The sequence below is a fragment of the Citrobacter gillenii genome (genome assembly GCF_013337685.1).
Lineage (GTDB): Bacteria > Pseudomonadota > Gammaproteobacteria > Enterobacterales > Enterobacteriaceae > Citrobacter > Citrobacter gillenii.
The window spans coordinates 117,711-132,900 of sequence record NZ_SUQN01000003.1 but is presented as its reverse complement, the minus strand read 5'-3'; the positions used below and the strand labels follow the sequence as shown (position 1 = coordinate 132,900).

The 15,190-nt window shown below is 55.7% G+C and carries 12 protein-coding genes; all 12 read left to right on the top strand.

The features are described 5' to 3' along the window. Nucleotides 1-4 precede the first annotated feature (4 nt). On the top strand, nt 5-1,771 hold the full coding sequence (gene ftsI, locus FCH32_RS07945) for a peptidoglycan glycosyltransferase FtsI (protein ID WP_096758308.1): 1,767 nt from the start codon (nt 5-7) through the stop codon (nt 1,769-1,771). Beyond that, nucleotides 1,758-3,245 carry a UDP-N-acetylmuramoyl-L-alanyl-D-glutamate--2,6-diaminopimelate ligase gene (gene murE, locus FCH32_RS07940; protein ID WP_174360721.1) on the top strand — a complete coding sequence of 496 codons (1,488 nt, stop codon included), beginning with the start codon at nt 1,758-1,760 and terminating at the stop codon, nt 3,243-3,245. Before ftsI ends, murE begins: the two co-directional genes overlap by 14 nt. Further along, nucleotides 3,242-4,600 (top strand): UDP-N-acetylmuramoyl-tripeptide--D-alanyl-D-alanine ligase, encoded by a 1,359-nt coding sequence (gene murF / locus FCH32_RS07935; protein ID WP_115259460.1) that lies wholly within the window; start codon nt 3,242-3,244, stop codon nt 4,598-4,600. The genes murE and murF overlap by 4 nt, the downstream gene beginning before the upstream one ends. Further along, nucleotides 4,594-5,676, top strand: a complete 1,083-nt coding sequence (gene mraY / locus FCH32_RS07930; RefSeq protein ID WP_096758305.1) for a phospho-N-acetylmuramoyl-pentapeptide-transferase — start codon at nt 4,594-4,596, stop codon at nt 5,674-5,676. The genes murF and mraY overlap by 7 nt, the downstream gene beginning before the upstream one ends. 2 nt (nt 5,677-5,678) lie before the next feature. Further along, a complete protein-coding gene (gene murD / locus FCH32_RS07925) occupies nt 5,679-6,995 on the top strand; it encodes a UDP-N-acetylmuramoyl-L-alanine--D-glutamate ligase (RefSeq protein WP_115259459.1) in 1,317 nt (438 codons plus the stop codon). Continuing rightward, nucleotides 6,995-8,239 carry a cell division protein FtsW gene (gene ftsW, locus FCH32_RS07920; RefSeq protein ID WP_135912587.1) on the top strand — a complete coding sequence of 415 codons (1,245 nt, stop codon included), beginning with the start codon at nt 6,995-6,997 and terminating at the stop codon, nt 8,237-8,239. Before murD ends, ftsW begins: the two co-directional genes overlap by 1 nt. Beyond that, complete coding sequence (gene murG, locus FCH32_RS07915) at nt 8,236-9,303, top strand: undecaprenyldiphospho-muramoylpentapeptide beta-N-acetylglucosaminyltransferase (protein ID WP_174360720.1); 1,068 nt, start codon at nt 8,236-8,238, stop codon at nt 9,301-9,303. The genes ftsW and murG overlap by 4 nt, the downstream gene beginning before the upstream one ends. Nucleotides 9,304-9,354: 51 nt before the next feature. After that, complete coding sequence (gene murC / locus FCH32_RS07910; protein WP_115259457.1) at nt 9,355-10,830, top strand: UDP-N-acetylmuramate--L-alanine ligase; 1,476 nt, start codon at nt 9,355-9,357, stop codon at nt 10,828-10,830. Beyond that, on the top strand, nt 10,823-11,743 hold the full coding sequence (locus FCH32_RS07905; protein WP_117342314.1) for a D-alanine--D-alanine ligase: 921 nt from the start codon (nt 10,823-10,825) through the stop codon (nt 11,741-11,743). Before murC ends, FCH32_RS07905 begins: the two co-directional genes overlap by 8 nt. Nucleotide 11,744: 1 nt before the next feature. Further along, nucleotides 11,745-12,581, top strand: a complete 837-nt coding sequence (gene ftsQ / locus FCH32_RS07900; protein ID WP_096758299.1) for a cell division protein FtsQ — start codon at nt 11,745-11,747, stop codon at nt 12,579-12,581. Then, nucleotides 12,578-13,840, top strand: a complete 1,263-nt coding sequence (ftsA, locus tag FCH32_RS07895; protein ID WP_003018755.1) for a cell division protein FtsA — start codon at nt 12,578-12,580, stop codon at nt 13,838-13,840. Before ftsQ ends, ftsA begins: the two co-directional genes overlap by 4 nt. Before the next feature lie 185 nt (nt 13,841-14,025). Continuing rightward, nucleotides 14,026-15,177, top strand: a complete 1,152-nt coding sequence (gene ftsZ / locus FCH32_RS07890) for a cell division protein FtsZ (protein WP_003018753.1) — start codon at nt 14,026-14,028, stop codon at nt 15,175-15,177. The last annotated feature ends 13 nt before the right edge of the window (nt 15,178-15,190 follow it).

The window sequence follows — 15,190 nt, the reverse complement described above, 5'->3', positions numbered from 1 at the left end:
ACGCATGAAAGCAGCGGCAAAGACGCTCAAACCAAAACGCCAGGAAGAACAAGCCAACTTTATCAGTTGGCGTTTTGCGTTACTGTGCGGCTGTATTTTGCTGGCGCTGTGCTTCCTGCTGGGACGCGTTGCGTGGCTGCAAATTATTGCGCCTGACATGCTGGTGCGTCAGGGCGACATGCGCTCCTTGCGCGTCCAGGAAGTCTCCACGTCACGTGGCATGATTACCGACCGTTCCGGCCGTCCGCTGGCGGTGAGCGTGCCGGTGAAGGCCATCTGGGCCGATCCGAAAGAAGTGCATGATGCGGGTGGCGTAAGCGTTGGCGAACGCTGGCGAGCGCTGTCGACTGCGCTGAACATCCCGCTCGACCAACTGGCTTCTCGCATCAATGCCAACCCGAAAGGGCGTTTTATCTATCTCGCACGCCAGGTCAACCCTGACATGGCCGACTACATCAAAAAACTCAAGCTGCCGGGGATTCATCTGCGCGAAGAATCCCGCCGTTACTATCCTTCCGGGGAAGTGACCGCTCACCTCATCGGTTTTACCAACGTCGACAGCCAGGGCATTGAAGGCGTTGAGAAGAGTTTTGATAAATGGCTCACCGGTCAGCCGGGCGAGCGCGTGGTGCGTAAAGACCGCTATGGCCGCGTGATTGAAGATATTTCTTCAACAGACAGTCAGGCGGCACATAACCTGGCGCTGAGTATTGATGAGCGCTTGCAGGCACTGGTCTATCGCGAACTGAACAACGCCGTCGCGTTTAACAAAGCGGAATCAGGTAGCGCCGTGTTGGTAGACGTCAACACCGGCGAAGTGCTGGCGATGGCGAATAGCCCATCCTACAACCCAAACAATCTCTCCGGTACGCAAAAAGATGTCATGCGTAACCGTACCATCACTGACGTATTTGAACCGGGCTCAACGGTTAAACCGATGGTGGTGATGACGGCACTGCAGCGCGGCGTGGTGCGTGAAAATACCGTGCTGAACACCATTCCCTATCGAATTAATGGCCACGAAATCAAAGACGTGGCGCGTTATAGCGAATTGACCCTGACCGGGGTACTACAGAAGTCGAGTAACGTCGGTGTTTCCAAACTGGCGTTAGCGATGCCGTCCTCAGCGTTAGTAGATACTTACTCACGTTTTGGGCTGGGAAAAGCGACCAATTTGGGGTTGGTCGGAGAACGCAGTGGCTTATATCCTCAAAAACAACGGTGGTCTGACATAGAGAGGGCCACCTTCTCTTTCGGCTATGGGCTAATGGTAACCCCGTTACAGTTAGCGCGAGTCTACGCAACGATCGGCAGCTATGGCGTTTATCGCCCGCTGTCGATTACCAAAGTTGATCCTCCTGTTCCGGGTGAGCGTATCTTCCCGGAATCTACCGTACGTACCGTCGTTCATATGATGGAAAGCGTGGCGCTGCCCGGCGGCGGCGGCGTGAAGGCGGCGATTAAAGGCTATCGCATCGCCATTAAAACCGGTACGGCGAAAAAAGTAGGGCCGGATGGTCGCTACATCAACAAATACATTGCTTATACCGCAGGCGTTGCGCCTGCGAGTCAGCCGCGCTTCGCGCTGGTGGTTGTTATCAACGATCCGCAGGCGGGTAAATACTACGGTGGCGCCGTTTCCGCGCCGGTCTTCGGTGCCATCATGGGCGGCGTACTGCGCACCATGAACATCGAGCCGGATGCGCTGACAACGAGCGATAAAAGTGATTTTGTGAATAATCAAGGCGAGGCGACAGGTGGCAGATCGTAATTTGCGCGACCTTCTTGCTCCATGGGTGCCGGGTGCACCGGAGCGAGCACTGCGGGAGATGACGCTCGACAGCCGTGTGGCTGCATCGGGCGATCTCTTTGTGGCAGTGGTAGGTCATCAGGCGGACGGGCGTCGATATATCCCGCAGGCGATAGCGCAAGGTGTGGCTGCCATTATTGCAGAGGCAAAAGATGAGGCAACCGACGGTGAAATCCGTGAAATGCACGGCGTACCGGTTATCTATCTGAGCCAGCTTAACGAACGTTTATCAGCACTGGCGGGCCGCTTTTACCACGAGCCTTCTGACACTATGCGTCTGGTGGGGGTCACCGGCACCAACGGGAAAACCACGACCACCCAACTGCTGGCGCAGTGGAGCCAGCTGTTGGGCGAAACCAGCGCCGTAATGGGGACCGTTGGCAATGGCCTGCTGGGCAAAGTGATCCCGACCGAAAATACCACCGGTTCAGCCGTTGACGTCCAGCATGTGCTGGCGGGGCTGGTTGAGCAGGGCGCCACGTTAGGCGCGATGGAAGTGTCATCCCACGGTCTGGTTCAGCATCGCGTGGCAGCGTTGAAGTTTGCCGCGTCGGTATTTACCAACTTAAGCCGTGACCATCTCGACTATCACGGTGATATGGAACATTACGAAGCCGCGAAGTGGCTGCTGTACTCCACGCACCATTGCGGTCAGGCCATCGTCAATGCAGATGATGAAGTCGGCCGTCGCTGGCTGGCAAAATTGCCGGATGCGGTCGCCGTTTCGATGGAAGACCATATTAACCCGAACTGCCACGGTCGTTGGCTGAAAGCGGTTGAGGTGAATTATCACGACAGCGGCGCGACGATCCGCTTTACCTCATCCTGGGGCGACGGTGAAATTGAAAGCCGCCTGATGGGCGCCTTCAACGTCAGTAATCTGCTGCTGGCACTGGCAACGCTGCTGGCATTAGGGTATCCGTTGGCGGATTTACTGAAAACGGCGGCACTTTTGCAGCCAGTTTGTGGGCGTATGGAAGTGTTCAGTGCGCCGGGCAAAACAACGGTGGTGGTGGATTATGCCCACACGCCGGATGCGCTGGAAAAAGCGCTGCAGGCGGCACGTCTGCACTGCAACGGTAAGCTGTGGTGCGTCTTTGGCTGCGGCGGCGATCGTGACAAAGGCAAGCGTCCGCTGATGGGCGCCATCGCGGAAGAGTTCGCGGATATTGTGGTGGTCACTGATGACAACCCGCGCACTGAAGAGCCGCGCGCCATCATTAACGACATTCTGGCAGGTATGCTGGATGCCGGGCACGCGAAGGTGATGGAAGGTCGTGCTGAAGCGGTCACCAACGCCATTATGCAGGCGAAAGAAAACGACGTTGTACTGTTGGCCGGTAAAGGCCACGAAGATTACCAGATCGTCGGCGCGCATCGCCTCGACTATTCTGACCGCGTGACGGCCGCTCGTTTGCTGGGGGTGATCGCATGATTAGCGTAACGCTCAGCCAGTTGGCGGAGATCCTCGGTGGCGAACTGAAAGGGGGCGATCTGACCCTTGATGCGGTGACCACCGATACGCGTAAAGTCACGCCGGGTTGCCTGTTTGTGGCGCTGAAAGGCGAACGCTTCGATGCCCATGATTTTGCCGAAACGGCGAAGGAGAACGGGGCGGGAGCGCTGCTGGTCAGTCGTCCGCTGGATGTTTCTCTGCCGCAGGTGATTGTGAAGGACACACGCCTGGCGTTTGGCGAGCTGGCGGCGTGGGTGCGCGCTCAGGTTCCGGCCCGTGTGGTGGCACTGACCGGTTCATCCGGTAAAACCTCTGTCAAAGAGATGACAGCCGCGATTCTCAGCCAGTGTGGGAACACGTTATACACTGCGGGCAATCTGAACAACGACATCGGCGTACCAATGACGCTGCTGCGACTGAACAACGATTATGACTATGCGGTGATTGAGCTTGGTGCCAACCACCAGGGCGAGATTGCCTGGACCGTCGGATTAACTCGACCGGAAGCGGCGCTGGTGAATAACCTGGCGGCGGCTCACCTGGAAGGTTTTGGTTCTCTGGCGGGTGTCGCCAAAGCAAAAGGCGAAATCTTTACCGGCCTGGCGGAAAACGGTATCGCCATTATGAATGCCGATAACAACGACTGGCTGAACTGGCAGAGCATTATTGGCGATCGCACCGTCTGGCGCTTCTCGCCGAATGCGGCCAACAGCGACTTTTCTGCTACCAACATTCATGTTACGTCACACGGCACCGAGTTTACGCTGCACACGCCGACGGGCAGCATTGATGTTTTGCTGCCGTTACCGGGGCGTCACAACATTGCCAATGCCCTGGCTGCCACCGCGCTCTCTATGGCGGTTGGCGCGACGCATGAGGCGGTTAAAACCGGCCTGAAAGATTTACACGCAGTGCCGGGACGCCTGTTCCCTATCCCGCTCGCCGAAAATCAGCTGCTGCTGGATGACTCCTATAACGCCAACGTCGGTTCGATGACCGCCGCGGTACAGGTGTTGTCTGAAATGCCGGGCTATCGCGTGCTGGTGGTGGGCGATATGGCAGAACTTGGCGCGGAAAGCGAAGCCTGTCACATACAGGTAGGAGAGGCTGCGAAGGCGGCGGGTATCGACCGCGTATTGAGTACAGGGAAACTGAGTCAGGCAATCAGCGATGCCAGCGGTGTTGGCGAACATTTTGCGGATAAACCCGCGCTGGCCGCGCATCTTAAGACATTGATTGCCGAGCATCAGGTGATGACGATTTTAGTGAAAGGTTCACGTAGTGCCGCTATGGAAGAGGTAGTACGCGCATTACAGGAGAATGCAACATGTTAGTTTGGCTGGCCGAACATTTGGTCAAATATTATTCCGGCTTTAACGTCTTCTCTTATCTGACGTTTCGCGCCATCGTCAGCCTGCTGACCGCGCTGTTCATCTCGTTGTGGATGGGCCCGCGCATGATCGCCCGCCTGCAAAAAATGTCTTTTGGTCAGGTTGTGCGTAACGACGGCCCAGAATCGCATTTCAGCAAGCGCGGTACGCCGACCATGGGCGGCATTATGATCCTCACCGCGATTGTTATCTCCGTTCTGCTGTGGGCCTACCCGTCTAACCCGTACGTCTGGTGCGTGCTGGTGGTGCTGGTGGGTTACGGCATTATCGGTTTTGTCGATGACTACCGCAAAGTGGTGCGTAAAGACACCAAAGGCCTGATCGCCCGCTGGAAGTACTTCTGGATGTCGGTGATTGCACTAGGTGTGGCCTTCGCGCTGTATCTGGTGGGCAAAGATACGCCCGCCACGCAGCTGGTGGTGCCGTTCTTTAAAGACGTCATGCCGCAGTTGGGCCTGTTCTACGTTCTGCTGGCCTACTTCGTGATTGTCGGTACCGGCAATGCGGTCAACCTGACCGACGGCCTTGATGGCCTGGCTATTATGCCGACCGTGTTTGTTGCTGCTGGCTTTGCGCTGGTGGCGTGGGCGACCGGGAACATGAACTTTGCCAACTATCTGCATATTCCGTATTTACGCCATGCGGGGGAGTTGGTGATCGTCTGCACGGCGATTGTCGGGGCAGGATTAGGCTTCCTGTGGTTTAACACTTATCCGGCGCAGGTCTTTATGGGCGACGTCGGTTCGCTGGCACTGGGTGGCGCACTGGGCATTATTGCCGTGCTGTTGCGCCAGGAATTCCTGCTGGTGATTATGGGCGGTGTGTTTGTGGTGGAAACCCTGTCGGTGATTCTGCAGGTTGGCTCCTTCAAGCTGCGCGGACAGCGCATCTTCCGTATGGCGCCGATCCACCACCACTATGAATTGAAAGGCTGGCCGGAGCCGCGCGTGATCGTGCGCTTCTGGATTATTTCGCTGATGCTGGTGCTGATTGGCCTGGCAACGCTGAAGGTACGTTAATCATGGCTGATTACCAGGGTAAAAAAATCGTCATTATCGGTCTGGGGCTGACTGGGCTGTCCTGCGTGGATTTTTTCCTCGCGCGTGGCGTTACGCCGCGGGTGATGGATACCCGCACGACGCCACCGGGGCTGGATAAATTACCGGAAGCGGTTGAGCGCCATGTTGGCAGCCTGAATGATGACTGGCTGCTGGCCGCCGATCTCATCGTCGCCAGCCCAGGTATTGCCCTGGCGCATCCAGCGCTGAGTGCGGCCGCTGATGCTGGTATTGAAATTGTGGGTGACATTGAGCTGTTCTGTCGCGAAGCGCAGGCGCCGATCGTGGCGATTACCGGTTCTAACGGTAAAAGCACCGTCACCACGCTGGTCGGTGAAATGGCGAAAGCGGCCGGGGTGAATGTCGGCGTCGGCGGTAATATTGGTTTGCCTGCGTTGATGCTGCTGGATGCTGAACGCGAGCTGTACGTTCTGGAGCTCTCCAGCTTCCAGCTGGAAACCACCTCCAGCCTGCAGGCTGTGGCGGCCACTATTCTGAACGTGACTGAAGATCATATGGATCGCTACCCGTTTGGGTTGCAGCAGTACCGTGCAGCGAAACTGCGCGTCTATGAGAACGCGAAAGTGTGCGTGGTTAACGCCGATGATGCGCTGACGATGCCGGTTCGCGGGGCTGATGAACGCTGCGTGAGCTTTGGCATCAATATGGGTGACTATCACCTGAATCGTCAGCAGGGCGAAACCTGGCTGCGGGTGAAGGGCGAAAAAGTGCTGAACGTGAAAGAGATGACGCTTTCCGGTCAGCATAACTATACCAACGCTCTGGCAGCGCTGGCGCTGGCGGATGCTGCGGGCCTGCCGCGGGCATCCAGTCTGAAAGCGCTAACCACCTTTACCGGACTGGCGCATCGTTTTCAGGTTGTGCTGGAACATAACGGCGTACGCTGGATTAACGATTCTAAAGCCACCAACGTCGGCAGTACTGAAGCGGCGCTGAATGGCCTGCACGTTGACGGCACGCTGCATCTGCTGCTGGGCGGGGACGGGAAATCCGCTGATTTTTCTCCGCTCAGTCGTTATCTGGTTGGCGATCGTATTCGTCTGTACTGTTTTGGTCGCGATGGGGCGCAGCTTGCCGCTCTGCGACCAGACGTTGCCGAGCAAACTGAAACCATGGAGCAGGCGATGCGTCTGCTCGCGCCGCGCGTTAAACCGGGCGATATGGTGTTGCTGTCGCCGGCCTGCGCCAGCCTCGACCAGTTTAAAAACTTTGAGCAGCGTGGCGATGTCTTTACCCGCCTGGCGAAGGAGTTGGGTTGATGCGTTTATCTCTCCCTCGTCTGAGAATGCCGCGCATACCGGGATGGGGTGTCCTGGCGTGGATCTTCGCGGCGCTTAAAGGCTGGGTGATGGCGTCGCGTGATAAAGACGCGGACAGCCTGATCATGTATGACCGCATGTTGCTGTGGCTGACGTTTGGTCTGGCAGCGATTGGTTTTGTGATGGTGACATCGGCGTCAATGCCCGTTGGGCAACGTCTGGCGGGCGATCCTTTCCTGTTCGCCAAACGTGATGCGCTGTATATCTTCCTGGCGTTCTGTCTGGCGATGGTCACGCTACGTCTGCCGATGGAATTCTGGCAAAAGTACAGCACCACCATGTTGATCGCCTCGATCATCATGTTGCTGATCGTACTGGTGGTAGGCAGCTCGGTTAACGGGGCATCACGTTGGATTGCACTGGGCCCGCTGCGTATTCAGCCGGCGGAATTTACCAAGCTGTCGCTGTTCTGTTATCTCGCCAACTACCTGGTACGTAAGGTGGATGAGGTGCGTAACAACCTGCGCGGCTTCTTAAAACCGATGGGCGTAATCCTGGTGCTGGCGGTGCTACTGCTGGCGCAGCCTGACCTCGGTACGGTGGTGGTGCTGTTTGTTACCACGCTGGCGATGCTGTTTCTGGCTGGTGCAAAATTGTGGCAGTTCATCGCTATCATCGGCATGGGGATCTCGGCGGTGGTGCTGCTGATCCTCGCCGAACCGTATCGTATCCGTCGCGTAACCTCTTTCTGGAACCCCTGGGAGGATCCGTTTGGTAGCGGCTACCAGCTGACGCAATCCCTGATGGCCTTTGGTCGTGGTGAGATTTGGGGGCAGGGGCTGGGGAATTCGGTACAAAAACTGGAGTATTTGCCGGAAGCGCACACTGACTTTATCTTCGCCATTATTGGGGAAGAACTGGGTTATATCGGTGTGGTACTGGCACTTTTAATGGTATTCTTCGTCGCTTTTCGCGCGATGTCGATTGGCCGTAAAGCGCTGGAAATTGACCACCGTTTTTCAGGCTTTTTAGCCTGCTCGATTGGGGTTTGGTTTAGTTTTCAGGCACTGGTTAACGTTGGGGCTGCGGCAGGTATGCTGCCCACGAAAGGTCTGACGCTGCCGCTGATTAGTTATGGTGGTTCAAGTCTGTTGATCATGTCGACGGCCATCATGTTTTTGTTACGTATTGATTATGAAACGCGTCTGGAAAAAGCACAGGCGTTTACACGAGGTGCACGATGAGTGGTCAACCGAAGCGGTTAATGGTGATGGCAGGCGGTACCGGTGGGCATGTGTTCCCGGGACTGGCGGTTGCGCACCATTTAATGGCCCAGGGCTGGCAGGTTCGTTGGCTGGGCACCGCCGATCGTATGGAAGCGGACTTAGTGCCGAAGCATGGCATTGACATTGATTTTATTCGTATCTCTGGTTTGCGTGGCAAGGGCCTCAACGCACTGCTGGCCGCACCCGTGCGTATTTTTAATGCCTGGCGCCAGGCTCGCGCCATCATGAAGCAGTTTAAACCTGACGTGGTGCTGGGGATGGGCGGTTATGTCTCGGGCCCCGGTGGTCTGGCGGCCTGGTCGTTAGGCATTCCGGTCGTGCTGCACGAGCAGAACGGCATCGCAGGCTTAACCAATAAATGGCTGTCAAAGATTGCCACGACGGTGATGCAGGCGTTTCCCGGCGCCTTCCCGGATGCGGAAGTGGTGGGCAACCCGGTACGTACCGATGTGCTGGCGCTGCCATTACCTGAAGAACGCCTGGCTGGACGTGAAGGTCCGGTTCGCGTGCTGGTGGTCGGGGGGTCTCAGGGCGCGCGCGTGCTGAACCAAACGCTGCCGCAGGTTGCTGCAAAGCTTGGCGACGCGGTGACTATCTGGCATCAGAGCGGTAAAGGCGCACAGCAGACCGTGGAACAGGCCTATGTTGATGCCGGACAGGCGCAGCATAAGGTCACCGAATTTATTGATGATATGGCCGCCGCCTATGCGTGGGCAGATGTGGTGGTTTGTCGCTCAGGCGCGCTAACGGTGAGCGAGATCGCAGCAGCGGGCCTGCCAGCGATTTTTGTGCCGTTCCAGCATAAAGACCGACAGCAGTACTGGAATGCGTTGCCGCTGGAAAAAGCGGGCGCCGCCAAAATTTTAGAGCAGCCGCAGTTTACTGTGGATGCCGTCGCCAGCACCCTTGAAGGGTGGTCGCGAGAAACCTTATTAACCATGGCAGAACGTGCTCGCAATGCATCCATACCGAATTCCACCGAATGGGTTGCAAATGCAGTGAGCCGGGCTGCCCGGGCGTAATTGTGGCGATGCCTTTTGCATCGCATGAACTGAGAAGTTAATGGCTAAAGAATGAATACACAACAATTGGCAAAACTGCGTTCCATCGTGCCCGAAATGCGTCGCGTTCGGCACATTCACTTTGTCGGCATCGGTGGTGCTGGTATGGGTGGTATTGCCGAAGTTTTGGCCAATGAAGGGTATCAGATCAGCGGTTCTGACTTAGCGCCGAATCCGGTCACGCAACAGCTGAGTAATCTGGGCGCGACGATTTTCTTCAACCATCGCCCGGAAAACGTGCGTGATGCGAGCGTGGTGGTGGTGTCCAGCGCCATTTCTGCGGATAACCCGGAAATTGTGGCGGCGCATGAAGCGCGTATTCCGGTAATTCGTCGCGCAGAGATGCTGGCTGAGTTAATGCGTTTTCGTCATGGTATCGCCATTGCCGGGACGCACGGTAAAACCACGACCACCGCGATGGTCTCCAGCATTTACGCAGAAGCAGGGCTGGATCCGACGTTTGTCAACGGTGGGCTGGTGAAGGCGGCGGGCGTACATGCGCGCTTAGGCCATAGCCGTTATTTAATTGCGGAAGCGGATGAGAGCGATGCGTCGTTCCTGCATTTGCAGCCGATGGTGGCGATTGTCACCAATATCGAAGCTGACCACATGGATACCTACCAGGGCGACTTCGAAAATTTAAAGCAGACGTTTATTAATTTCCTGCATAACCTGCCGTTTTATGGTCGTGCAGTGATGTGCGTTGACGATCCGGTGATCCGTGAATTGCTACCGCGCGTCGGTCGTCAGACCACAACCTATGGTTTCAGCGATGATGCTGACGTACGCATAGAAGATTACCAGCAGATTGGCCCGCAGGGTCACTTTACGCTGTTGCGTCAGGGGATGGCCGATCTGCGCGTTACGTTAAATGCGCCAGGCCGTCACAATGCGCTGAACGCGGCAGCCGCGGTTGCGGTAGCGACCGAAGAGGGTATTGAAGACGACGCTATTCTGCGCGCGCTGGAAAGTTTCCAGGGTACTGGGCGTCGTTTTGACTTCCTTGGTGAATTCCCGCTGGAGCCCGTCAACGGTAAAGCCGGTAGCGCAATGTTGGTGGATGACTACGGGCATCACCCGACGGAAGTGGATGCCACGATCAAAGCCGCACGTGCGGGCTGGCCGGACAAAAATCTGGTGATGTTGTTCCAGCCGCACCGCTATACGCGTACCCGCGATCTGTACGATGACTTTGCTAACGTCCTGACACAGGTTGACGCGCTGTTGATGCTGGACGTGTATGCCGCAGGTGAAACGCCGATCCCGGGGGCTGACAGCCGTTCGCTGTGCCGTACCATTCGTGGCCGCGGCAAGGTTGACCCGATCCTGGTGTCCGATCCGGCACAGGTGGCTGAAATGCTGGCATCGGTGTTAACGGGTAACGATCTGATTTTGGTGCAGGGCGCTGGAAATATCGGCAAAATCGCGCGTTCCTTAGCTGAAATCAAACTGAAGCCGCAAAACCCGGAGGAAGAGCAACATGGCTGATAAAATCGCGGTCCTGTTGGGCGGAACCTCTGCAGAACGAGAAGTGTCGTTGAATTCAGGCGCAGCGGTGCTGGCCGGTTTACGCGAAGGCGGCGTGGATGCGCACCCGGTTGACCCGAAAGAGGTCGATGTCACTCTTCTGAAATCAATGGGTTTTCAGAAGGTGTTTATTGCGCTGCACGGCCGTGGTGGGGAAGATGGTACCTTGCAGGGCATGCTGGAGTTGATAGGCTTGCCCTATACCGGTAGTGGTGTGATGGCTTCCGCTATCTCAATGGATAAACTGCGCAGCAAGCTGCTGTGGCAGGGGGCAGGGTTACCCGTTGCACCATGGGTGGCGTTGACCCGCGCTGAGTTTGAAAAAGGGCTTAGCGATGAAGTGGTTACGCAGATTTCTGCGTTAGGCTTGCCGCTGATTGTGAAGCCAAGCCGCGAAGGCTCCAGCGTTGGGATGTCAAAAGTTGAAGAAGAAAATGCTTTGCAGGCTGCATTAGCATTGGCTTTTCAGCATGATGAAGAAGTACTGATTGAAAAATGGCTGAGTGGCCCGGAATTTACCGTTGCAATACTTGGCGAAGAAATTTTACCGTCAATACGTATCCAACCGGCCGGAACCTTCTATGATTATGAGGCGAAGTATCTGTCTGATGAGACACAATATTTCTGCCCTGCTGGTCTGGAAGTTGAACAAGAGGCTGCTTTACAGGCGTTAGTCCTGAAAGCATGGACCGCGCTGGGCTGTAAGGGGTGGGGTCGCATTGACGTCATGCTGGACAGTGATGACCAGTTTTATCTGCTGGAAGCGAATACCTCTCCGGGTATGACCAGCCACAGCCTGGTGCCGATGGCGGCACGTCAGGCGGGCCTGAGCTTCTCGCAGTTGGTGGTACGAATTTTGGAGTTGGCGGACTGATATGTCGCAGGCTGCGCTGAACACGCGAAACGGTGATGATGAAGAAGAAGCTCTCTCCTCACGCCGCAACAATGGAACGCGTCTTGCAGGAATTATTTTCCTGCTGACAGTGCTGTGCACCGTGTTTGTCAGCGGCTGGGTAGTGTTGGGATGGATGGAAGATGCGCAGCGTTTGCCGTTGTCAAAACTGGTTTTGACCGGCGAGCGTCACTACACGCGCAACGATGATATTCGTCAGTCCATCCTGGCGCTGGGCGCACCAGGAACCTTTATGACTCAGGATGTCAACATCATCCAGAGCCAGATTGAACGCCTGCCATGGATTAAACAGGCGAGCGTCAGGAAGCAATGGCCTGATGAATTGAAGATTCATCTGGTTGAATATGTGCCAATAGCGCGTTGGAATGATCAGCATATGGTCGATGCAGACGGAAATACGTTCAGCATACCGACGGGTCGCTCCAACAAGCAGGTATTACCGATGTTGTATGGCCCGGAAGGTAGCGCAAGTGAAGTGCTGCAAGGGTTCCGCGATATGGGGCAGGTGCTGGCTAAGGACAGATTCACCCTGAAGGAAGCGGCAATGACCGCGCGTCGTTCCTGGCAGTTGACGCTGAATAACGATATTAAGCTGAATCTGGGCAGGGGCGACACGATAAAACGTTTGGCTCGCTTTGTGGAACTCTACCCGGTTTTACAGCAGCAGGCGCAAACCGATGGCAAAAGGATTAGCTACGTTGATTTGCGTTATGACTCAGGAGCGGCAGTAGGCTGGGTTCCCTTGCCTCCTGAGGAATCTAATCAGCAACAGAATCAGGCACAGGCAGAACAACAATGATCAAGGCGACGGACAGAAAACTGGTAGTTGGACTGGAGATAGGCACCGCGAAGGTAGCCGCTTTAGTAGGGGAAGTTCTGCCCGACGGTATGGTCAATATCATTGGCGTGGGCAGTTGCCCATCGCGAGGTATGGATAAAGGCGGGGTGAATGACCTTGAGTCAGTGGTGAAATGCGTACAGCGCGCCATTGACCAGGCTGAACTGATGGCGGATTGCCAGATTTCCTCGGTGTATCTGGCGCTTTCTGGTAAACATATTAGCTGTCAGAATGAAATTGGTATGGTGCCCATTTCCGAAGAGGAAGTGACACAGGAAGACGTAGAGAACGTGGTGCATACGGCGAAATCCGTACGCGTACGCGATGAGCATCGTGTTCTGCATGTCATTCCGCAGGAATACGCCATTGACTACCAGGAAGGCATTAAAAATCCGGTAGGGCTTTCCGGCGTACGCATGCAGGCTAAAGTGCATCTGATTACCTGCCACAACGACATGGCGAAGAATATTGTTAAAGCTGTTGAACGTTGTGGCCTGAAAGTTGACCAACTCATATTTGCCGGGTTGGCAGCCAGTTATTCTGTCTTGACGGAAGACGAACGTGAGCTGGGTGTCTGCGTAGTCGATATTGGTGGTGGTACAATGGATATCGCCGTTTATACTGGCGGCGCGTTGCGCCACACCAAAGTGATCCCTTACGCAGGGAATGTGGTAACCAGCGATATCGCGTATGCCTTTGGTACGCCGCCGAGCGATGCCGAAGCCATCAAAGTGCGCCATGGCTGCGCGCTGGGATCTATCGTCGGTAAAGATGAAAGCGTTGAGGTGCCAAGCGTGGGCGGTCGTCCGCCGCGCAGTCTGCAGCGTCAGACCCTGGCAGAGGTGATTGAGCCGCGTTATACCGAGCTGCTCAACCTGGTCAACGAAGAGATTTTGCAATTACAGGAACAGCTTCGCCAGCAGGGTGTGAAACATCATCTGGCGGCGGGGATTGTATTAACCGGTGGTGCGGCACAAATTGAAGGCCTTGCGGCCTGCGCTCAACGCGTGTTCCACACGCAGGTGCGAATTGGTGCACCGCTGAACATTACCGGTCTGACAGATTATGCCCAAGAGCCGTATTATTCAACGGCAGTGGGGTTGCTTCACTACGGGAAAGAATCCCATTTGAGTGGTGAGGCTGAAGTTGAAAAACGTGTAACAGCATCGGTTGGATCGTGGATCAAACGACTCAACAGTTGGCTGCGAAAAGAGTTTTAATTTTTATGAGACCGGCAACAATTACGGTCTCAGGCGACAGGCACATACACAACATCATTCAAGTTGCATCGCGGCGGCAACTGAGCGAATCACCTGGAGCATAGTTTACTATGTGACGGGAGTGAGTGAAGGCAGCCAACAAAGAGGCGGCTTGAAGGATGAAGTGTAAAACGGAGAGAGAAACTATGTTTGAACCTATGGAACTAACCAACGACGCGGTGATTAAAGTCATCGGCGTCGGTGGCGGCGGCGGTAATGCCGTTGAACACATGGTGCGCGAGCGCATCGAAGGTGTTGAATTCTTCGCGGTGAATACCGACGCTCAGGCGTTGCGTAAGACTGCGGTTGGACAGACCATTCAGATTGGTAGCGGTATTACCAAAGGTCTGGGCGCGGGTGCAAACCCGGAAGTCGGTCGCAATGCGGCTGATGAAGATCGTGAAGCTCTGCGTGCAGCGCTTGACGGCGCAGACATGGTGTTCATCGCAGCAGGTATGGGCGGCGGTACCGGTACCGGTGCAGCGCCAGTGGTTGCTGAAGTAGCAAAAGATTTAGGTATTCTGACCGTTGCTGTCGTGACTAAGCCTTTCAACTTTGAAGGCAAGAAGCGTATGGCATTCGCGGAGCAGGGTATCACCGAGCTGTCCAAACATGTGGACTCTCTGATCACTATCCCGAACGACAAACTGCTGAAAGTATTGGGTCGCGGTATTTCACTGCTGGACGCGTTTGGCGCAGCGAACGACGTGCTGAAAGGCGCGGTTCAGGGTATCGCTGAGCTGATCACCCGTCCGGGTCTGATGAACGTTGACTTTGCAGACGTACGCACCGTGATGTCCGAAATGGGCTACGCGATGATGGGCTCTGGCGTGGCGAGCGGTGAAGACCGTGCAGAAGAAGCCGCTGAAATGGCGATCTCTTCTCCGCTGCTGGAAGACATCGATCTGTCTGGCGCACGCGGCGTGCTGGTCAACATCACTGCGGGCTTCGACCTGCGTCTGGATGAGTTCGAAACCGTCGGCAACACCATCCGTGCATTTGCTTCGGATAACGCGACCGTGGTTATCGGTACCTCTCTGGACCCGGATATGAACGACGAACTGCGCGTCACCGTGGTGGCCACTGGAATTGGTATGGACAAGCGTCCGGAAATCACTCTGGTGACCAACAAGCAGGTACAGCAGCCGGTAATGGATCGTTACCAGCAGCACGGTATGGCGCCGTTGACGCAAGAGCAGAAACCGGTAGCAAAAGTGGTCAACGACAATACGCCGCAGACCACCAAAGAGCCGGATTATCTGGATATCCCCGCATTCCTGCGTAAGCAAGCTGATTAAGAATTAGCTGGAA